Origin of the sequence: Variovorax sp. OV329, from assembly GCF_900114785.1 — a bacterium.
GTDB lineage: Bacteria > Pseudomonadota > Gammaproteobacteria > Burkholderiales > Burkholderiaceae_C > Variovorax.
The window spans coordinates 151403-174965 of sequence record NZ_FOUG01000001.1; the positions used below are offsets into that span (position 1 = coordinate 151403).

The window sequence follows — 23563 nt, forward strand, 5'->3', positions numbered from 1 at the left end:
GCCGCCCCGCGCGGGCGGACGGGCAGCGCTTTGCCTTCTCTTTCTCTCTCGACAACCCAAGCAAGGAGTTCACCATGAGCATCGCTATCGCAAACAAGCAGGAATCGGGCGCCACCGACCACGCGGTCGTTGCGCAGGACAAGTGGCTGGCCGCGCGCAAGTCGCTGCTGACCCACGAAAAGGAGCTGACGCGGCTGCGCGACCAGATCGCCCGCGAACGCCGCGCGCTGCCCTGGGTGCAGGTCAAGAAGAACTACGTCTTCGACACGGCCGAGGGCAAGCGCACGCTGGCCGAGCTCTTCGACGGGCGTCACCAGCTGCTGGTGCAGCACTTCATGCTCGGCCCGGACTGGGAGCAGGGCTGCCCCAGCTGCTCCTTCATGTCCGACCACCTGGGCGGCATGGAGCCGCACCTGCAGCACCGTGACACCACGCTGATGGCCGTGTCGCGCGCGCCGCTGGCGCAGATCGAGCGCTTCCGGCGCCGCATGGGCTGGGAGTTCAAGTGGGTGTCGGCTTTCGACAGCGACTTCAACCAGGACTTCGGCGTGAGCTTCACGCCATCGCAGGTCAGCCGTGGCACGGTGCCCTACAACTACACCACCCAGGCCTTCCCGGCCGAGGAGGCACCGGGCGTCAGCGTGTTCTACAAGGACGACGTGGGCACGGTCTATCACACCTACTCGACCTACGGCCGCGGCGTCGAAGTGATGATGGGCACCTACGACCTGCTGGACCTCACGCCCAAGGGCCGCGACGAGCACAACCCGAACTGGCCGATGGACTGGGTCCGGCACCACGACCGCTACGAGCGGGCTGCTGCCAAGCCCCAGGCCGCCGACGGCTGCTGCCACGCGCAGGGCTGAGTGCGGTTGGCGCCGGGTCCGTACAAAGCGAGGCCACCATGTCCGCCGCTGACCTGTGGCCTTGGCTCACCCTGGCGGGGATGGGTGCCCTGCATGGCTTGAACCCGGGTAGCGGCTGGATGCTGGCTGCCGCCTGGGGGCTGCACTCGGGCGACCGGCGCCAGGTGATCAAGGCCCTGTGGCCCATCGGGGTGGGGCATGCGGCATCGCTTGGACTGACGGTGGCGCTGGTGCTGGGCGGAACGAAGCTCGATCGCACGACGCTGCAGGTGCTGGCTGCCGTGCTGCTGGCGGTGAGCGTCGCCCTGCATGCGTGGCGACGCGCGCCCTGCACGGCACGACGGCCCGCAGGCCAAGCCGGATTGGTGCTGGGTGCCTTCCTCGGCTCGTCGTTTCATGGCGCCGGCTTGATGCTGGTGCCCGCGTTGATGCCCATGTGCTTCGGGATGGCCGGGCAGGGCGGCGAGATGGGCCGCCTCGTCGGCGCGCTTGCTGCGGTGGCCGTGCATGGGGTCGCCATGCTGGCGGCGACCGGCCTGGTGGCCGCCGGCGTGTGTGGCGGCTTGGGCTCGCTTATTCCCCAACTGCGCAAATGCCCGCCCGGCAATAGCCGTCGGCCGGCACGGAAATTGGGCGCCAAGGCGGCGTCGATTCCCTGAATTGGCATCGCCAAGCTCCTGCCGCGTCTCGGGTTTTAGGCGCGGCATCTCGATTTGCGGCACTTCGTCTCGGAATTGATTCGTGCAATTCCGGAAATTGGCGCATATCACAAATCGGTACGAATCAATTGCTCGAACAAAGGGGATTTAGTCACGCAATTCAATGAACGAGTTTTCGGGTAGTTCCATTTGGCTAATACATTGACCATGTTTGAAACCAAAAGTTACTGCTTCGAAGATCATGAGCTCCACGCCTCTCGCCCCGTGCCCCAAGCCCCTTTTCGTCCATGCACTCGCAGCGACCGCCACTGCGATGCTGCTCGCCGGCTGCGGGGGCGGCGGCTCCGGCGGTGCCTCGGCACCGGCGGCCGCACCCCCGCCGCTCAATGCCCAGGCGCCTGCGCCTGCACCCGCACCGGCATCCAACAAGGCACCGGTGGGTGACGCGGGCAAGGCGCAGGTCGCCCGCGTGGGCACCGCCAGCCAGCTCGACGGCAGCGCCAGCAAGGACGAGGACGGCGATACGCTGAGCTACGCCTGGACGCTGACCAGCAAGCCGGCTGCCAGCAATGCCACGATCGCGGACTCCACTGCAATCAAGCCCAGCTTCACGCCCGACGTCGCCGGCACCTACGTGGCCAGCCTGGTGGTGAGCGATGGGAAGACCAGCAGCGCGGTCGCCACTGTCAATCTGCTGGCGGAAGCGGCTGCTTTCGACTCGGTCGCCGCGCCTTTCCCGCCGAACATGGCCAGCTACGGTTTCGAGGCCAAGAGCCTCGTCAGCCTGGGGGACAAGGTGACGCTCGCCGCGGGCACGCCCCGCCTGCTGCGCAGCGTGACGGTGGCCATGAGCAGCTGGGCGTGCCAGACGGGCTCGTGGGACGCCGGAACCTGTGCCTCGGCTGCCAACGCCACCTTCGACCATCCGGTAACGATCCGACTGCTTGATGCGAGTGGCCACGAACTGACCACCTTGACTAAGACCTTCGCCATGCCGTACCGCCCCACAGCGGACGCTACCTGCACCGATCCCAAACAGTGGCGTGCGGCTGCCGACAACAAGTGCTACAACGGCTTCGCTTTCAAGCTCAACTTCGACCTGAGTGACCTCAAGTTAGTGCTGCCCGACACCGTCATCTACGAGGTGGCTTACAACACGCAGCACCGCGGCGCGGCGCCGACGGGCGTGTCCGGTCCGTACGACTCGCTGAATGTTGGCGTCCGCAAGGTCAGCGACGTGGCGCCTTCTGTCGGCACCGATTTCGCTCAAGCCTTCAATCGACAGAACGGCAACGACACGGCCGATGGCTACAGCCCGATGGCGCAGATCGTGGTGACCGCGCCCTAAGCGTTCGCGTCACAGGAAATCCAACCTGGCGCAGCGATGGTTCGCGCGCCGGGGCCCCAGGGGCCGGAATCCGCAAGGAGTCCGGCCCTTCTCTTTTTTCGAACCGGTTCGAGCCACGCGCACCGCTCCCGATGGACAGCCGCGCATGCTGCCGACTAGTTCACATCTAAGGGTTTCTTCTAGGGGCTAACCCGTACACATCTTGAGTCATTAGTACACAGTCGGTTACTAAAATGTAATCCAACGTTACCTGTTCCGGTGACACCTCGTCCTTCCACGGCGTGCCACCCGGCGATGGGTTGTGCGTGCCGGTGCCCGAGCCTGGAGAAACCGCATGCACAGCCATTCGTCCATGAACCGTGTCTACCGTGTCGTCTGGAACGACGCCCTGTCCATGTGGGTGGCAGTGGCCGAGACGGCGAGGGGACGCGGCAAGGGCGGGGCACGGCGCCGTCGCGTGGCAGCGCTGCTGGCGGCACTGACGGGGGCCGCCGCGCCCCTGATGGCGCGGGCCGGGCCGGCGGACAACATCGTTCCCGACGGCCGCACGCAGACCACGGTGAACGCCGCGGGCAACGTGGCCAACGTGCAGACCACGACCACCAGCGGTGGCAACGCCTTCAACTCCTTCTCGCGCTTCGGCGTGACGGCAGGCGACATCGCCAACCTGCACCTGCCCGCAGGCGCCAACAACCTCATCAACATCATCAGCGGCAACTCGCGCACCGACATCAATGGCGTGGTGAACGCCATCAAGAACGGCGCGATCGGCGGCAACGTGTGGTTCGCCAATCCCTACGGCGTGCTGGTGGGGGCGAGCGGCGTGGTCAACGTGGGCTCGCTGACGCTCACGACACCCACCAGCGCCTTCGTGCAGGGCTTCTTCAATTCGCCCAACAACCCCAACGCGGCCTCGGTGGCGGCCCTGCTCAACGGCACGGCGCCCCTCAACCCCGACGGCGTGATCTCGGTCCAGGGCCGCATCAACGCCATCAACGGCGTGACGCTGAGCGCTGGCGCCATCAACGTCGGCGGCGTGATCTACAGCGGCGCGGCCTTCCAGGGCACGGCGCCGGACTTCAGCGACGTCGTCAACGCCAACGGCCTGACCACCGCCTCGGCCATCGTGAATGCCGACGGCCGCATCCGCATCGTGGCCGAGCAGGCGCAGGGCGGCACGGCCGCCATTCGCCTGGCCGGCGCGCAGCTGGTGGCCAACACCATCGAGCTGGAAGCCAACGCGACCCGCACCGATGCCTCGCTGGCCGTCTCCAGCGGCATCGAGATGGCGCAGGCCACGGCCCTGGTCGACATCCAGTCGAGCCAGCTGCATGCGAAGCAGGACCTGAGCGCGACCGCACGCGCCACCGTCAACACCGACACCTTCACACTGCCGGTGGCTGCGACAGTGCAGCGCGTGGGTTCCAGCGCAGCCGTCAACGTCGGCGGCACGACCGTGCTGAAAGCCGGCCGCGATGCGACGCTGAGCGCCAGCTCGTCCGCCAGCACCCATGCGGCGCCGACCTCGGCACTGGCCAACCTGGCTGGCGATGCGGCCGTGGCCGTGTCCGACGTCACCAGCAGCGCCCAGGTGCGCGTGACCGACAGCGCCGACCTGCAAGTGGGCGGCAAGCTGGGCCTGTCCGCCAGCAACGCGGTGAATACCGTGTCCATCGCCGACGCCTCGGCGGCCGGCAGCAACGCGGCCGGCGCCTCGGTGGCGGTGAGCCTCATCGACAGCACGACCACCGCGGCGGTGGATGGCGCCGCGCGCATCAGCGCCGGCTCGCTCGACCTGTCGGCCACGGCCAGCCACACGGCCACTGTCACGGCCAAGGCTTCGGCGCAGGGCGCGGAGGAAGACAGCAGCGGCGGCAGCGAAAGCAGCCAGACCCTGGCCAAGTACAAGGACAGCGCCAGCACCGCCGACAACGCCGATGGCGAAGGCATCAAGGTGGCCGGCGCCGTGGTGGTGAGCGACCTGAAGAGCAGCACCCAGGCCTACATGGCGTCCTCGCAGGCCGCCACGGTCACGGGCGATGTCAGCATCCAGAGCCGGGCCGGCAGCCGGGTCACTGCCAGTGCCGACGCGAGCGCCACCGGCGGCGCCAACGGCGTGGGCGTGGCGGTGGCCGTCAACCTGGCCAGCCTGAAGAACGAGGCCTATGTCGCGCAGAGCCTGCAGGCGGGCAGCGCCAGCATCGGCGCGACCATGTCGCCCACGGTGGCGTCCAACGCCTTCACCACGACGGCGCTGTCGGGTGCCGGGGCGCGCGGCGTCGGCGTGGCCGGCGCGGTGGCGGTCAATGCCATCGACAGCGCCACCCATGGGCAACTGCGCAGCGGCGCCAGCGTGACGATGGCGGGCGGCACGGGCGACGTGTCGCTGGTGGCCAATGAAGACGGCAGCAGCAGCGCCAAGGCCGCGCCTTCGGACGGCCCAACCACCGGCGACAAGGTGGGCATCGGCGCCTCGGTGGCGGTCAACGTGCTGGGCACGCGCACGGTCGCCAGCCTGGAAGACGGCGCGCAGCTCGCGGGTGCGCGCGACCTCGGCCTCTCGGCCACCAGCACCCACGCGGCGAAGACCGAGAGCGAGGCCGGCTCCGAAGGCGGCATCTCCATCACGCCCTCGGCCGCGGTCTCCATCGTCAACAACACCACGCAGGCGAGCCTGGGCACCGGTGGTGCACTCACGCTGAGCGGCGACCTGTCGCTGGTGGCCTCGCAAGCATCGAGCACCGAGACCGCCGCCAAGGGCAGCGCCGTGGGCGGCAAGGCGGCCATCGGCGCGGCCGTGGGCGTGGCCCTGGTCGACGACCTGGTGTCGGCCGGCACGGCACGCGCCATCGTCGCGGACGGCACCGGCGGCGCAGGCAAGGGCAAGGTGAGCCTGCAGGCCACCGGCGCCTCGTCGAGCACCGTGGACGCCACGGCCAGCGCCAGCGGCGGCCATGCGTCCGAGGATGCCGGAGCCACCGATTCCGGCACGGGCAAACCCAAGGAAGACGGCTCTGTCGACCAGAAGGTCGGCAAGCAGCTGGCGCTGGGCAAGAAGAAGCAGGGCGCCAACAACGTCGGCGATACCAAGCAGCAGGCTTCCACCAGCGGCGGCGTCGACGCGCAGAAGAACGGCCAGGCCTCGGCCAGCACGAGCGAAGGGCAGGTGGCAGTCGCCGCGGCGGTGGGCGTGAACATCCAGAACGCCACCACGCGCGCGCAGCTGCCGGTGGACGTGACCGCGGCCGGCAGCGTGACGCTGGCCGCGTCCGGCAACACCGATGCGAAGGTCTCGGCGGACGGCAATGCGCTGCCCACCGACGACGGCACCAGCAAGATCGGCATCGGCGCCGCCGTGTCGGTGAACAAGGTGGCTTCTGTCACCGAGGCACTGGTGGGCGGCAACGCGCACATCAGCTCGCAGGGCCTGTCGCTCAGCGCCGGCATGACGCCGGTGGGCAGTGACAGCGTGCACACCATCGACGCGCAGGCCAGCGCCGGCGCGGGCGGCAGCAAGGTCGGCGTGGCCGGCGCGCTGGCGCTGAACCTGGTGGACACCAGCAGCCGCGCAGCGGTGCAGGGCGGCGCGAGCGTGGACGCGGGTGCAGGGCCGGTCGCGCTTTCCGCAGAGAACAACACCAGCATCAGCGCCAAGGCGGTGCCGGTCGACAAGGGCGCCAGCGGCGGCCAGGTCGGGATCGGCGCTTCGGTGGCGGTGAACGTCGTGGGCAACCGCAGCACGGCCGAGATCGAGGACGCGGCCGGCGTGGCCAGCACCGGCGCCATCTCGCTGGATGCCAAGGCGGCGCATGAAGCAGCCACCGAGGCCGAGGCCGGCGCGTCCGGCGGCATTGCGATCACGCCGGCCCTGGCGCTGGCGATGCTCAACAACAGCACCAGCGCACGCATCGGCGCCGGTGCGGCGATCTCGAATGCCGGCGGCGTGTCGCTGTCGGCCGATCAGACGAACAGCACCACCACCAAGGCCAAGGGGAGCGCCCAGGGCGAGAAGGCCGCCATCGGCGCGGCCGTGGGCCTGGCGCTGGTCGACGACAACACCAGCGCGAGCGTCGAGCGCGACATCCTCGTCGCCACCGGCGACGTGAGCGTGGCCGCCAGTTCGGTGTCGCAGCACGCGACCACCGCCAGCGCCAGTTCCAAGGGCGGCAAGTCCGACGACGAGGCCGGCAAGACCGATGCCGGCGGCAAGAAGCAGGAAGACGCCACAGTCGACGACAAGACCAACAGCCAGCTCGACTACGGCAAGCAGCAGCAGGCCAGGAACAACGTCGGCAGCAGCAGCCAGCAGGGTGCGACCGGCAGCGCGGCGGGCGGCAAGAAGTCGGCCTCGTCCGGCGAAGGCAAGGTGTCGGTGGCGGCGGCCGTGGCGGTGAACGTGGTCGAAGCGCAGGCCAGTGCCACCATCGCCAACGGCCGCACGGTGTCCACCAGCGGCAAGTTCGCGCTGGACGCCAAGGGCCAGACCGACGCCAGCGCCAGCTCGGACGGCACGGCGGTCGGCAAGACCGCGCAGGTGGGCATCGGCGCCGGCGTGTCGGTGAACCAGGTCGACTCGGCCACCACCGCCAGCGTGGGGCAGGACGCGGTGGTGCGCGCCAACGGCATCGCCATCGGCGCCGCCATGGCCGACGCGGGCGGCGGCCTGCGGCACGACCTCTCGGCCTCTGCCCAGTCGGGCGCGGGCGGCAGCAAGGTTGGCATCGCGGCTTCCCTGGCGCTGAACATCGTCGACACCGCCAGCAAGGCGCAGGTGGGCGATCGCGCCACCCTGGATGCCGGCGGCGGCGACGTGAACCTGCAGGCGCAGGACACCGTGAAGGTGGTGGGTTCCGCCACGCCGACGACCAGCGGCGGCGCCACCGGCGGCCAGGTAGGCGTGGGCGCATCGGTGGCGATCAACCTGGTCGATTCGACCAGCGCCGCGCAGATCGGCACCAGTGCGAGCGTGAGCAACGCCAACGATCTCAAGCTGAGTGCCACCAGCAGCGTGGACAGCGAAGCCACCGCGACGGCCGGCTCCACCGGCGGCAAGCTTGCCTTCGACGCGGCCGTGGCCGTGAGCACCATCAACCAGAACACGCGCGCCACCATCGCTTCGGGCGCGGGCATCTCGACCACCGGCGACGTGGCACTGCAGGCCACGAGCAGCGGCGCGCACACCGCCACTGCCAAGGGCACGGCCAAGTCCGGCACCGCGGCCGTGGGCGCCGCCGTGGCCGTGATCACCAGCGACAGCCAGACGCAGGCCACGCTGGACCGCGACCTCTCGGCCGGCGGCAGCCTGGAACTCGGTGCCGAGGCCACGCGCGCCTACACCTCCGATGCCACCGCCACCGCGGGCGGCTCGCAGTCCGACAAGACCTACGCCGACAACAAGACGCAGGCCGACGGTTCGCAAAGCTCGCAGACCCTGGGCAAGAGCCAGGGCAGCCAGAGCAACCAGGGCGCGCAAGGCGGCAAGGTCGCCATCGCCGCGGCCGTGGGCGTGAACGACCTGGCCGACAACGTGCAGGCCGGCGTGACCGGCGGACGCACGCTCTCGTCCGGCGGCGCGATGACGGTCAGCGCCAACAACGACAGCAATTTCAGCGCCCGCGGCGCGGGCGACGCGGTCGACCCCAAGACCAAGGTGGGCGTGGCGGTGGGCGTGGGCATCAGCCTCGCCGACAACAGCACCAGCGCGCAGCTGGCCGACAGCACGCACGTCGCCACGGCTGGCGACCTGACGGTGTCGGCCGAGTCGACCCAGAACACCTCGCCCGATTTCGCACGCAAGCTGGCCGCCGAGGGCGTGGCCGGCGCGGGCGGCAACAAGGTGGGCGTGGCCGGCGCCTTCGCGGTGGTGGTGTCCAACGCGCAGACGCTGGCGCGCATCGGCGCCAACACGCGCATCGACGACGCGGGTGCGATCCGCATCGATGCGACCAACACCAGCATGCTGGGCGCCAAGGCGTGGGCCGGTGCCGTGGGCGGCAACGTGGGCATCGGCGCCTCGGTGGCGACCGTGGTCTCCAACAACAGCTACCAGGCGCTGCTGGGCAGTGGCGCGCAGGTCAACGCCGACAGCCTGTCGCTCTCGGCGCAGAACCAGCGGGTGAGCATTCCGGGCGTGTCGCTGCAGGTGAGCAGCGTGGACGACGTGAAGAACCTGCCGGACCGTCTCACCAGCGGCCCGCTGCTGGGCGGCACCAACTACTACGCCGAGGCCGTTTCCGGCGCGGCCGGCGACAGCGCCGCCGTGTCGGGCGCGGTGGCACTGAGCGTGTTCACCGACACCACCGAGGCGGCCATCGGCAGCGGCAGCACGGTGACGACCAGCGGCAAGGTCTCGCTGGACAGCGGCAACGACACCAGCGCGACTTCGCTCGCGGTGGCGGCTTCCGTCGCCGGCAAGGTGGGCGTGGGCGTTTCCAGCGCCTCGGTGTCCAGCACCAACACCACCACCGCGCACATCGACGGCGGTGCCAACGTCACCGGCACCGGCGGCATCTCGCTGGCGGCGCAGAACACGCAGGACGTGAACCTGATCGGCTTTTCCGGCGCGGTGGGCGGCAACGTCGGCGTGGCCGGCGTGGCGAACGTGCTGGTGGGCAGGAACACGGCGCAAGCCTACGTGGCGGATTCCACCGCGACGCGCCTTCGCACCGGCGGCGACCTCAGCTTCAAGGCCGGCAACACCCTGTCGGTGTTCGACATCGTGAGCGGCGTGGCCGTCGGTGGCTCCGCCGGCGTGGGCGTGGCCGCGGGCGTGCACACCATCGAGAACGACACGCGCGCGACCCTGGGCAGCGGCGTGCAGGCACATGCGGTCGGCACCACCTCGCTGGACGCCAAGGCCAGCGAGGACTTCCAGACCTACGCCATCGGCGCAGCGGCCGCCGGCTCGGTGGCCGTGGGCGGCGCGGCCATCGTCAACGTGCTGGACAACACCACGCTGGCGGGCATCGGCAGCAACGCGCAACTCAACAAGGGCGACGCACTGGCCGCGCAGGCGGTGCGGGTGTCGGCCAGCGATCAGACCACCGTGTTCGACATGGTCGTGGGCGCGGGCGGCGGCGGCTCGGTGGGCGGCGGCGCCGCGGGCGACGTCGGCGTGATGGACAAGAGCACGCAGGCGGTCATCGGGCAGGGCGCCTGGGTGGAGGCCGGCGGCAACGTCGCCGTGCAGTCCGATTCGCAGGATGACCTGCGCCTGACCAGCATCGGCTTCGGTGCCGGCGGCTCGGCGGGCCTGGCGGGCTCGGCGGCCGCCTATACGCTGACCACCGACACGCAGGCGCGCATCGACAACAACGCCACCGTGCGCGCCAACGGCAATGCGGTGGTGGCGGCCGATGGCCGCACCGCCGTGGACCTGATCGCGGGCAGCGCGGCAGCCGGCGGCTCGGCCGCGGTGGGCGCGGCGGTGGGCGTGGTGGTGCTGGACAAGACCACGCTGGGGCGCATCGGCGACGGCGCCTCGGTGCAGGCCCTGGGCAACGGCCCGGCCGTGCAGGTGGCCACCGGCCACTACGACGTCAGCTACGGCGCCAACATCACGGGCGAAGGCCGCGTGAGCAAGAGCGGCCTGGCGCCCACGGATGCGCAGGGCAACGACATCAGCGGCCGCGACGCCTTCCGTGCCCTGGTGCAGCAGCGCAATGCCACGCGCCAGACCACGGCCATGAACGGCCTGGGCGTGAGCGCCACCAACAGCGACAGCGTCAAGGCCTACGCCGTCACCGGCGCCGGGGCCGGCGCGGCGGCGATCACGCTGGGCGCCAACGTGTCGACCATCGACACCTCGACCCACGCCGAGATTGGCAACAACGCGCAGATCAACACCGCCGGCGGCAGCGCCAACGCCGCGCAGTCGGTGCGCGTGGCCGCAGGCAACGAGCAGTTCCACCTGGGCCTGGCAGGCGCAGCCTCGGGCGCGGGCGCGGTGGCCGTGGGCGCGGGTGCCGACGTGCTGGTGTCCGACAACGACACGCTGGCCAGCATCGGCACCGGCGCGCAGGTCAAGGCCGCGCGCGACGTGCAGGTGCAGGCCGAAAGCCGCACGCAGGTGCTGGACATGGGCATCGGCCTGTCGGCCGCGGGCAGCGTGGCGGTGGCCGGCTCGGTGGCGGTGGTTTCCATCGCCGACAAGACGCAGGCCCTGGTGGCCGGCGGCAGCACGCGCATCGACGCCGGCGGCAACGCCCGCATCGCCGCGCGCAGCGACACCCCGGTGGACATGGTGGCCGGCGCGGCCGCCGCAGGCATCGGCGTGGCCGGCGTCGGCGCGGCCGTGGGTGTCAGCAGCATCACCAAGGACACGCAGGCCGGCATCGGCGGCGGCGCCACGGTCAACGCGCTGGGCAACAACACCAGCGACATGACGGCCTACAGCGGCGCCGACACCGACGCCACCGTGAGCGATGCGCGCGGCGTGCAGGTTCAGGCCACGTCCTCGGAAGACCTGTTCAGCGTGACCGCCAGCGGCGCGGCGGGGCTTTACGCCGGCATCTCCGGCGCGATCTCGGTCGAGTCGGTGCGCTCGGACACGCAGGCCTTCATCGGCGACAACGCACAGATCAACCAGAGCAACACCGGCGCCAACGCGAAGCAGGACGTGAGCGTCACCGCGCGCAACGACCTGCGCTCGCAGGTCATCACCGGCTCGGTGGCGCTGGGCGCCGGCGCGCTGGCCGGCGGCGTGGACGTGGGCACCATGAACAACCGCACCGGCGCCACCCTCGGCGCCGGCGCCAAGGTGACGGCGGCACGCGACATCCAGGCCAACGCGCTGGGCAAGCAGCGCTTCGACACCACGGTGGTCAGCGGTGCCGGCGGCCTGGTCGGCCTGGCCGGCGGCGTGGCCGTGTACGCGGTGGGCGAGGCGATGAGCCAGGACGCGAAGGACCAGCTCTCGCACGACGGCAACGCGCGCAACGTGAACCAGGAAGCCGACGCACAGGCCGGCGACGACACGGTGGGCCGCATGCTGGCCGGCTCGAACGACGCGCGCATGCGCGACGTCGGCGGCCAGGCGCAGGCGAAGCGATCGTCGGTGAGCATCAGCAGTTCGTTGTCGAGTGCGCTGCCCTCGGGCAACACCGCGCAGGTGGGCAGCGGCGCAGTGCTGCAGGCCGGCCGCGACATCGGCGTGAACGCACGCGGCACGCTGGACTTCGGCATGACCACCGGCGCCGTGTCGGTGGGCGCGCTGGGCCTGGGCGCCGGCGTGGGCATCGCCAGCTTCAACATCAACAACCAGGCGCTGGTGGGCGACAACGCCTCGCTGCGCGCGACGGGCGACATCAAGGTGCGCGCGTCGCTGGCCGAGACGGCCGCGGCCCAGGGCTTTGCCGGCACCGGCGGCATCGTGGCGCTCAACGCGGCCTACGCGGGCCTGTCGGACGGCAGCATCACCCGCGCCGCGCTCGGCAACAACGTGGCCGTGCACCAGGCCGACGAAGTGATCGTCAACGCCACCGACAGCCGCTCGCTCAATGCGCAGGCCTGGGGTGCCAGCGTGGGCGCGGTCGCAGGCGGTGCATCGGTGGCCACGGCCGACATCGGCGGTGCCACCAGCGCCACCGTCGGGACCGGTGCCGCCATTGGCTCCGGCACGGGCGACGCGGTGCGCTCGCTCGACGTGTCCGCCAGCGGCGACGTCAACGCGCAGGCCCACACCGTGGCCGCCGCCGCCGGCCTGGGGCTGGCCCTGAGCGGCTCCGTGGCCACGGCCACGGCCCGGCCGGACGTCGATGCCGGCATCGGCGGCGGGCAGGTCGTGCTGTCGCAGGACGCCAGCGTCTCGGCCACAGGCAAGACCCGCGCGCAGGCGCAGGCCGAGGGCGTGAACGTGGGCCTGGGCGCCGCGGCGGGCGCCTCGGTCGCCATCGCCGACGCGGTGTCGCGCGTGGACGCGGCGTTGGGCGCCAACACGCAGTTCACCGGCCGCAACCTCACGGTGTCGGCCACGCAGGCCCTGAGCGGCAGCGGGGCGGACGTGCGGGCCAACGCGGCCGGCGCTTCCGGCGCCCTGTTCGCCGGCATCAACGCCACGGAGGCGAAGGCCTCGCACGACAGCCGCGTCAACAGCAGCATCGGCGCGGGCAGCGCCATCACGCTGACCGGCAATGCGGCGGTCAACGCCACCAACAACACCAGCCAGTCGGCGGATGTCTCGGGCCTGGCCGGCGGCATCGTGGCGGCGGGCTTCAACGATGCCAGCGCCACCTCGAACAGTGTGACGCAGGCCACCGTGGGCGACGGCGCGAAGATCGGCGCGCCGGTGACCACGCCGGCCAGCCTGGCCAATTCGGTCCAGGTGGTGGCTGGCGGCACCGACAGCAACTTCGCCAACGCCACCTCGGGCAGCGGCGGCCTGATCTCGGGTGCCGCGGCTTCGGCGCGCACCGCCAGCACCAGCAACACGCAGGCGGGCACCGGCAGCGGCGACGCCACGCACGGCATCACGGCCAAGGCCGTGAAGGTGCAGGCGACGCACACCACCCACTACAACGCGGCCGTCAACAGCGTGAATGCCTCGGTGGTGGGCGCCAGCGGCGCGCAGGCCGACAACGCAGTGAACAGCACCGTGGGCGCCAAGGTGGGCGCGGACGGACGCGTGGCCGCGCAGGACATCGACATCGTCGCGGGCAACAGCAGCCGCAAGGACTGGATCGGTTCCACGAACGGCGACACTGCCACCTTCAACATCGACTCGGGCTCCGGCGGCCTGATCGACCTGCCGGCGGCTTCCAGCACCACGGTCATCCGGCACGACACCACGGCCGCCATCGGCGATCGTGCCGTGGTGCATGCGCTGATGCCTTCGGCGGGCCTGGCCACGGTGAACATCGACGCGTCCAACGACATCGTGGCGCGCGACAAGGCCAAGGTGGATTCGGGCGGCGCGATCTCGGTGGCGCAGGCCGCCTCGCGCATCTCCGTGCTGCAGTCCGATGCCACCGTGTCGCTGGGCGACAGCGCGCTGCTGAGCAGCGACATCGGCAACATCAGCGCCGGCACGCGCTCCAACGTGTCGCTGGACGCGCGGGCCTCGGTCAACGTGTACGGCCTGGCCGGCGCACCCTCGGGCTACGCGGACATCGTCTACAACGGCAACAACCGGGTGCTGGTGGGCAGCAACGCCACCGTGCATGCGGACGACGGCTCCATCACGCTCGCCGCCGGGCAGGGCTCGGACGGAACGCAGACGCGCATCGACGCCAGCGCCGCCGTCAACCTGTGGAACAAGACGGCAATCCCGATCAGCATCACGCCGGAACCCACAGTGCGAATCGCCAGCAACGCCAGGGTCGACCTCGCCGCCGGCAGCACGGTGGAGGCGGCGCAGGACATCGCCTTGTACGCCGACAAGGGCACGGTGACCGCCAGCGCCAAGGGCGTCGGCAAGGACTTGTACCGCGAGGCCGCGGCCGCCGTGGCCAGCGGCATCAGCAACCTGTTCGGCGGCGGCGACGTGTCCTTCGACGTGACGGGCGGCAGCACCTTCACCGGCGGCGCCGCCACGGTGCACGTGGACGGCATCGCGATGACCGGCATCAACCGCCGCGCCTCGCTGAGCTTCGAGATCGAGCTGATCGACGCCAACGGCAACCCGGTGAGCACGCCGGTGTACGCGCCGGTCTACCAGACGGATGCGAACGGCAACCGCGTGCTGGTCAACGGCAACCCGGTGGTCATCGGCCAGACCGTGCTGTGGCGCATGAAGGCCACCGCCAGCGAAGGCGTGAGCTACTCGGTGGAACTGGCCAAGGGCATCGGCGCGGACATCCTGGACCGCATCCAGCGCCTGCGCAACCTGATGTCGCAGTACGCCGGCGACACCATCGCCACCGGCGCCTACCAGTCGGAAATCAACTTCCTGATGTACAAGCTGGTGGAGCTGGGCCTGGCGAAGGGCAGCACCGACGGCAGCGGCCAGATCCTGGTCGATGCGACCACGGGGCAGCCGGTGATCAACCCGGGCCAGTGGAGCAACCCGACGCCGCGCGAAGTGGCCGAGACGCGCATCCGCCAGTACCAGGTGCAGGTGATGAGCGAGACCGGCAAGGTCACGGGCAGCGGGCAGGTGATCCAGACCACCGCCACGTCTGCGGTGACCTCGGGCAACAGCATCGGCACCAGCGCCGGCAGCATCGCGACGAACGGCGCCACGCTGGTCACGACCAACAGCAGCATCGACACCGAACTGCGCAAGCTCAGCGGCTTCAACGCGGCCAACACAACCTACGTGTCGATGAATGCGCTGATCGCGGACAACGTGACGCAGCTGTCGAGCATCGCCACGCAGCGCAGCGCCAACGCCACCGACCTGACGACCATCGGCGCGCGCAACGGCTCGATCAACACCCTGCTGGGCGAGATCGACACGCGCCGCACGCAGATGCAGTCGCTCACGGTGGGCACGGCGCAATACAACACCCTGCAGGCCGAGATCGACACGCGCCAGGCCAGCATCAAGACCTACGCGGGCGAAATCCAGACGCTGCTGGGCAATGTGGACACGCGCAATGCGCTGATCGACACGGCGGCGACCAAGGTCGCGGCGAACAACGCGACCATCAGCAGCAACCAGGCCACCCTGGCCGCCGCCTTCAAGGGATCGGCCAACGGACAGGACGCGATCGTCACCGGCATCACCACGCTGAGCAACAACGCGGCCACGGCCCGCTCCAGCATCAGCACCGCCGCCACCACCATCGACACCGAGGCCGGCAAATTCGACGGAAGCACCGGCTACGTCCAGAAGGTGTCGGAGACCTACACCGCCCTGGGCTCCGCGCTGGACAGCAAGACCAGCGCCTCGACCAACCTGGCGCAGGTCACGGCCGATCTGCCCAACCAGTCGACCACGCGGGCCAACGGCCCCATCGCCGACTTCATCACGGTGGACGACATCACCGTGAAACTGGGCAACATCCGCGTCACCGGCGACAAGCTGGAAGGCACGGGCAGCCTGAACTCGCCGGGCGATGCGCGCATCGACATCACCAACAACACGCCCAACTTCCTGAAGCTGGGCAACCTCACCATCAACAGCGACGAGGGCGGCACGCTGCGCTTCAACGGCGTGCTGGTGAACGCCACCGGCGACATCGACCGGCTGAACGCGGGTTCGACCGGCGCCGGCGGCCTGACGGTGCTCACGCGCGACAGCAGCGGCGCGCCCAAGCCCTCGATCAACATCAGCAGCACCTACGACCCGAACGCGGCCGGCACCACCGTGCTGTCGCCGGCACCGAACATCGAGCTGGCGGGCGACATCGCCAACCTGCGCGGCTCGGTCAACGTGCACAGTGCGGCGGGCAGCATTTTGTCCAACGGCTCGATCCGTGCGGGCTCGGTGGACATCAAGGCGCAGAACGGCGACTTCGTGCAAAGCTACGTGGACAACTTCTTCCACGTGGGCGGCGACGCGGGCTCGATCAAGGACGGCCTGACCACCACCGGCAACGGCATCATCGCCAACGGCAGCGTGTTCCTGAGCGCGCGCTACCTGAACATCAACAGCCTGGTGCAAAGCGGCATCGAGAACTGGAACCTGACGCTGCCGGTCTCGCCCAAGCTCACCGGCCCGGCCAGCTTCTTCGGCATCGCCCAGTCCTCGCTGGACGCGGCCGTGACGGCCTACAACAACGCCGACGCGGCCACCAAGGCCGGCCTGCGCTACAGCTTCTACACCGTGGCGGCGGGCCAGGTGCGCTACGACGCGCTGCTGCAGCGCCTGGAAGTCGACATGGACTTCGCCAAGGCCGACCGCAACACGACCGACTGGTCCACGCGCACCGCGGCAACGGGTGGCCTGTACAAGCTGGTCTCGGACTACGGCAACATCGGCGCGAGCTACGACGTGGTGAACAACCGCTTCGAGCTCGACGGCACGCAGGTCAGCGGCGGCTACATCCAGGCCTACGGCCAGATCATCAACACCTCCAGCACGGCGGGCACGCTGCGCGCGCTGGACGGCTACGGCCAGATCAAGGTGGACAACCCCACGGGCCTGGCGGTGGTGATCAACAAGCTGGACACCGGCAAGGACTCGACCGGCACCGGCCGCGGCATCGCCGGCATCATCGAGATCACCGACATCCAGAGCGCCGACGTCAACACGCCGGCCATCACCACCATCTACAAGCGCGAGAACGGCGTGGTGACCAAGAACGGCGTGGCCGACACCAGCGCCAGCAGCGGCCGCATCACCAGCTACGCGCCGCAGAACGGCCTGCGCTACGCCTGGACCACCGGCACCGACAACTCCACCATCACCTACTGGGAGTATTCGGGCGCGCAGTTCTTCGGCTCCAGCGACCTGCGCAACGCGCCCACCGGCCATGTCGAGAGCCAGTCGGGCCCCTACGTGCTGAGCAGCTTCCGGCTGGACAACGGCACGTATCTCTACAAGGACACCGGCGCCACCGGCACCGGCTATACCACCAGCTCCGACACGCGCCAGAGCGGCTCGTCGCTGTGGGTGAAGACCGACGAATGGTCGACCTGCAACTGGTGGACGCTGTGCATCGCCGGCGACTACCACATGACCTTCACGGAAACCACGCCGACGAAGACCATCACCACCAAGACGCTCAAGGCCGACAACCCGATCCGCATCGAGTTCAGCGGCTACGACACCGGCACGGTGGCGATCAACTCAGCCGCGGACGTGCTGCTCAAGGGCGAGGTGCGCAACAGCTCGGGCAACACCACCATCAACGCCGGCAGCGGCGTGACGGCGGCGGCCGGCGTGTCGACCACCGACCGCTCGATCGTGCAGATGAACGACACGGCGCTGGTGACGGGCAGGAACGTCACGCTCAACGCCACCGGCGACGTGGGCGGCGCCATCAACGGCAACCCGGCCAAGGCGGTGCAGGTGGCGGTGAACGGCGGCGAGCTGAACGCGGCGGCCACCGTGGGCAACGTGAACGTGGACCAGACGGTGGGCGACCTGCGGGTGGGCACCATCACCGCCGGCGGCAGCGTGCTGGACGGCAACGGCCGCGTGACGCTGGCCTCGGACGGCAGCATCCTCGCGGCGCGCACCAGCAGCCTCATCCAGGGCCAGCGCATGGACCTGAGCACGCAGGGCGGCAGCATCGGCAGCATCGCCTCGCCGCTGAAGGTGAACGTGGGCTACAGCACCGACCTCAGCAAGCGCGGCCTGTACGGCCTGCGCGCCTCGGCCCAGGGCGACATCGGCATCGAGGCCGGCACCTGGAGCGGCAACGCCAACGGCGACCTGCTGGTGGACACCGTGGTGTCCAAGGGCGGCGACGTGCTGCTCAAGACGCCGGGCCGCATCATCGACAACAACCCGATCGAGTCGGTCGACACGCGCACCTGGAACGAGCTGGTGGCCTTCTGGGACACCGCCGGCCTGCGCGAGGGCACGGCGCAGAACACGGCCAACCAGGCGATGGCCATCAAGTCCTACGAGCAGGGGCAGACGCAGCAGTACAAGCTGTACTGGCAGATGCGCAGCACGCAGGCCGATCCGTCGGTGTACGACCCGGCCTTCGCCTACCACGCAAGCGCCGCCGAGAAGCAGGCGCTGGGCACGCCCGCGGCCATCGACAAGTTCGAGAAGGAGCGCACCGCGCAATACCACCAGCTCAACGGCTCGGTGGGCACGCTCACGGCCAGCTACGACAGCAGCTTCAAGTTCAAGGCGGACGTCGACCAGACGAAGGCGATCCTGAACAAGGCCTCGTGGAGCGACCGCGAGCTGGGCATCTCGATCAGCGCCGGCCTGCTCAAGGACGTGACCAGCACCAACCCCGTGGTCAAGAGCGCCAACGTCTCGGGCCGCACGGTGACACTGCAGGCCGGCACCGCCATCGGCGAGACGCAGGCGGCGGTGGTGGTGCCCACCAACATCGCGCCGCAGGACCTGACCGACGACATGAAGGTGGCGCTGGCCTCTGCCGAGCGCTCCGACGTGATCGTGACCGACAGCACCATCACCGTGCTGCGCCGCGCGCCGGTCAACTTCGCGGTGGTGGACGCGCTCAACGTGGCGGTGACGGCGGCGCCGGCGGCCGGCACGGACAAGGGCGCGGCCTACCTGGCGTCGATGGGCAGCGCGCCGCTGGGCAGCATCGACGTGACCGGCGACACGCGCATCAAGGTGCGCGGCTCCATCACCAACGCGCTGGGCACCTCGCCTGCGGTGCAGACGGGCAACCTGGTGCTGGAAGCCGCCGGCGGCGGCATCGGCTTCGTGCCGGGCGACGGCACCACGCCGGGCACCTCGCAGCCGCTGCGGCTGAACCTTCGCGACGGAGCTTCGCTGACGGCGCGGGCTGCCGACAACGTGGAGATCGTGGAGCAGGGCGACATGAACGTCGACACCGTCTACTCGCGCAAGACGGTCAAGCTGACGGCCGCCGGCTCCATCACCGACGCGGTTGGCACCAGCGAGCTGAACGTGCTGGGCGAGCAGGTCGAGCTGCGCGCCGACGGCGGCAGCATCGGCGCGGCGGGCAACGGTGCGCTGGGCACCGGCGTGTCAGGCACCGGTGGTCGCATCACCGCCTGGGCCGCGGACAACCTGTACCTCAACGGCGTGGCGGGCCGCAACTTCTTCCTGGGCGACCTGACGGCCGGCGGTGCGCTGGGCCTGGCCGGCCAGATCGACATGCTGCTGGACGGCCAACTGGTGGCCGGCGGCAACGTCGGCGTGTCGGCGGGCTACGTGCTGACGATGAGCGCGCAATCCTCCACGCGGTCCAGCGGCGGCAACATGCAGCTGGCGGCCTACGAGCTGCGCATGGCCGACGGCGCCAGCCTGACGGCCGACACCGGCACCGTGCGCATCGACACCACGACGGACGCGACCATCTCCGGCATCAGCTCCGGCAGCGGCGCCGCCGACGCGGTGCACATCCAGGCCGGCGGCGACATCCGCGATGGCGGCGACACGCGCCTGGACATCGTGGCCGACACGGCGCCCGCTGCCGGCGTGACGCTCAATGCCGGCGGCAACATCGGCCCCGGCAACGCGCTGGAAATGCGGCTGCTCAAGCTCGATGGCAGCGCCGGCGGCAGCGTCGACCTGGCAGTGCAGGGCGGCGTGCAAGTCGGCACGTTGGCGGCCGTCGACAACCTCAACCTCAACGCCACCGGCCTCATCGCCACCGGCCAGGTGAGCAGTGCGCTGGGCAGCGTCGCCCTGGCCACGAGCGGCGGTGACATCGCGGCAGGCACGACCAGCGCCCACGGCGACGTGGCGATGAATTCCGCCACCGGCGCGGTGCAGGCCAGCCAGACCAGCGCCGGTGGCAATCTCGACATCGCCGCTGCGGGCGATGCGAGCGTGGGAAGCGCCACCGCGGGCGGCAATGCCAGCATCGTGGCAGGCAGCGATGCCACGGTGAGCAGCACCACGGCCGGAGGCAACGTCGGCGTGCAGTCCAGCAGCGGCAACGTGTCGACGGGCGCCGTCTCCAGCAGCGGCGGCAGCGTCACGCTGCAGGCCGACGCGGGCCGCGTCGACGCCAGCCAGACGCAGGCCGCAGGCGCCATCGAGGTCGCCGCCGCGCAGGGCGCAACGGTCGGCAGCGCCACCGCGGGCGGCAATGTCGGCGTGCAGGCCAGCACCGGCAACGTGTCGACGGGCACCGTCACCAGCACCGGCGGCAATGTCGCGCTGCAGGCCGACGCGGGCAGCGTCGATGCCGGCAGCACCCAGGCAGCCGGCGCGATCGGCATGACGTCGGGCGCGGGCTCGGTGCAGGCCACCAGCAGCCAGTCGGGTGCCGGCTTCAGCGCCAGCGCCACGGAGGACATCACGCTGGGCACGGTGGTCGCCGGCGGCGACATCGCCCTGAACGCAGGCCGCGACATCGGCGCGACCTCGCTCACCAGCACCGGCGGCGGCATCAGCGCCGCCAGCGGCCGCGACATGCAGGTGGGCAGCGCCACGGCGCCGGGCGACATCACGCTGGACGCCGGGCGCAACCTCACGGCCGGCTCGCTCACCAGCAGCGCCGGCAGCGTCGCCGCGCTGGCGCGCACGGGCAACCTGCAGGTGGGCAGCTTCAGCGCGCAGCTGGACGGCACGCTGTCCGCACCGCAAGGCAGCCTGAACGTCGGCAGCGTGCGCACGGGCCGCGACTTCACGCTGGTCTCGCGCGACGACGTGTCGGTGGCCAGTGGCACATCGGGCGGCGTGTTCACCCTCACGTCGACCGCGGGCAACGCCACGGCCGGCACGCTCACTGCGCGCGGCGTGGTGATGAATGCCTACGGCACGGTGCAGGCCGGCCAACTCGACGTGTCGTCCTTCTTCCGCCTGGCGGGTGACGTGGTGAGCGCAAGCGTGGCTGGCGGGGCCAGCGAAGTGCAGGGCACCGTCACCGGCTACCAGGGCGCAACGGCCAGCCAGGTCACGCTGGCGCTGGCCGGGCAGGGCGGCTTCGCCATCGACGACTTCAAGGCCAGGACGGCAGCGGTGGACGTCAAGCAGGGCGCCATCTCGGTGGAGGACATGCTGATCGTCGACCGCGCGACGGTGAACAACCCGATGACCCGCGTGGTGGTCGACCAGCACGACCGCAGCGTCCAGCCGGGCGCGGACGTGCAGATCTACTCGGCCGGGGCGCCCTTCAGCTTCGCCATGTACGACAACCACGTCTTCACCGACACCTACGTCGTCTACCGCGGCGCGCTGTTCGACCAGATCGCCAGCATGGGCCTGAACCGCAGTGCCCTGGAGTACAGCGAACTGGCGCTCACGCTGGCCAGCCGGCCGGGCGAGGATTCCGCCGCCGCCGCGCGGACGGGTGAGCAGGAGCAGGCGTCGCCTGTGAAATTTACGGGTGCGCCGGTATCGCTGGGCGATCAGTGCGGCCTGGTTCCGGAGTGCAAGCAATGATTCGACAAAGCGCAGCGGCCCTCGCTGCCCTGGCCACCTTCCAGGTGGCTGCCCAGGTGATCCTGCCGCCGTCCATCGACGCCGGCGCGCAGCAGCAGCGCCAGATCGAGGAGGAGCGGCGCCGCCGCGAAGCCGAGCGTGAGCTGCCGCAGCCCGCGCAGCCGCTCACGCGCCCGGCCGCGCCGGTGGCCCCCGCGCTGCCGCGCGCCGATGCCGGCGTGCGCGTCACGGTCAAGGAGATCCGCTTCACGCCCTCGCAGATCCTGAGCGCGGCCGAGCTGGAAGCCATCGCGGCCGACTACCGCGGCAAGCAGGTGTCGCTGGCCGACCTGCAGCAGCTGGCCGACCGGGTGAATGCGCTCTACAAGGCCAAGGGCGTGGTGACCGCGGTGGCCACCATTCCGCAGCAGGACGTGACCGAGGGCGTGATCGAGGTGCGACTGGTCGAAGGCCGCGTGGGCGCCGTCAAGCTCTCGGGCAACGAGAGCACGCGCGAGAGCTACATCGCATCGCGCATCGGCGCGCAGCCCGGCGAGGTGGTGGACCTCAACAAGCTGGAGAAGAGCCTCGTCTGGTTCAACCAGACCAACGACATCCGATTGCAGGCCGACCTGCAGCCCGGCAGCGCCTTCGGCACCACCGACATCAACGTGGCCGTGGAAGAGCCGCCGCGCCACGAACTGCTGGCCACGCTGGACAACCTGGGCAGCAACCTGACCGGCGAATGGCGCGGTGGCGTCTCCTACCGCAACCGCAGCCTGCTGGGCTGGCGCGACGAGCTCTTCATGTCCTTCACCGGCGCCGACGGGCAGCGCAGCGGGGCGCTGGGCTACACCGTCCCCTTCAACCCCTGGGGCGGTCGCCTGAGCCTGTCGCAGTACGAGGACCGCACGGAGATCAAGCACGGCCCGCTGAAGACCCTCAACATCACAGGCGAGTCGCGCGCCACCGTGCTGGGCGTGCGCCAGCCGGTGTGGGTCGACTCGCGCAACCAGTGGCTGCTGGTGGGCGGCGGCAAGGACCGCGTCAGCAAGAACTTCATCTCCAACTTCCTTCCGCAGCAGACCGACGACAAGGACAAGAACCTGGGCGTGGAGTGGACCTGGGTGGGCACCAGCAGCGTGGTGTCGGCCAGCTACGTGAGCTACTGGGTCGACGCCACCACGGCCGACATCCAGAGCAAGCACCGGGTCGACCGCGCCTGGCTGCGCTGGAACCAGGCGCTGGGGGGCGACTTCTCGCTGCGCGCCTTCCTCAATGGCCAGGCCACCGGCGACAAGAACCTGCCCTCGGCCGAGCAGTTCGTTCTGGGCGGCGATGGCAGCGTGCGCGGCTACCCGGTGGGCGCACTGTCCGGCGACCAGGGCTACACGGCCAGCGTGGAAGTGCACCACCCGTTGCCCACGCTCGACCTGGGCTCGCTGCCCCTGGCCAGCAGCGCCTTCGTGTTCACCGACTACGGCCGCGTGGAGCCTTTCCGGCCGCCGGATTCGCTGCTCGCGCCCAGCGAGAATCTCACGAGCATGGGCTTCGGCTTCAACGCGGCGCTGGGCAAGAACCTGAGCGGGCGGCTGATCTTCGCGTGGGGGCTCGACAAGCTGCCGGCGCCCAACGAGGGCTCGCAGAAGAAGGTGATGTTCCAGTTGGTGGCCAGCTTCCTTTGACGGCCTGAAAGTACAACTTAAGGGCTCTTTTCAGGCTGCGAAAGCGGGAATAGTTCACACAAGTCTCGTACTCCGAGACGCCAAAGCGATAGCAAAATTGGGCATCAGGAGTCGAATGGCACATCGGCCCC

General features: G+C 70.2%; 5 protein-coding genes. All 5 read left to right on the top strand.

The genetic code is table 11. The annotated features are described in order from the left end of the window. Nucleotides 1-74: 74 nt before the first annotated feature. Nucleotides 75-866 (top strand): DUF899 domain-containing protein, encoded by a 792-nt coding sequence (locus tag BM345_RS00735; RefSeq protein ID WP_093374521.1) that lies wholly within the window; start codon nt 75-77, stop codon nt 864-866. Nucleotides 867-904: 38 nt separating this feature from the next. Next, entirely contained in the window at nt 905-1525 is a 621-nt protein-coding gene (locus tag BM345_RS00740) for a hypothetical protein (RefSeq protein WP_093374523.1), read from the top strand. Between the two features lie 241 nt (nt 1526-1766). Then, a complete protein-coding gene (locus BM345_RS00745; RefSeq protein ID WP_175544856.1) occupies nt 1767-2873 on the top strand; it encodes a PKD domain-containing protein in 1107 nt (368 codons plus the stop codon). Between the two features lie 334 nt (nt 2874-3207). Then, on the top strand, nt 3208-21768 hold the full coding sequence (locus BM345_RS00750; protein ID WP_093374527.1) for a leukotoxin LktA family filamentous adhesin: 18561 nt from the start codon (nt 3208-3210) through the stop codon (nt 21766-21768). Further along, complete coding sequence (locus BM345_RS00755; RefSeq protein ID WP_093374529.1) at nt 21765-23432, top strand: ShlB/FhaC/HecB family hemolysin secretion/activation protein; 1668 nt, start codon at nt 21765-21767, stop codon at nt 23430-23432. The genes BM345_RS00750 and BM345_RS00755 overlap by 4 nt, the downstream gene beginning before the upstream one ends. Nucleotides 23433-23563: the final 131 nt, after the last annotated feature.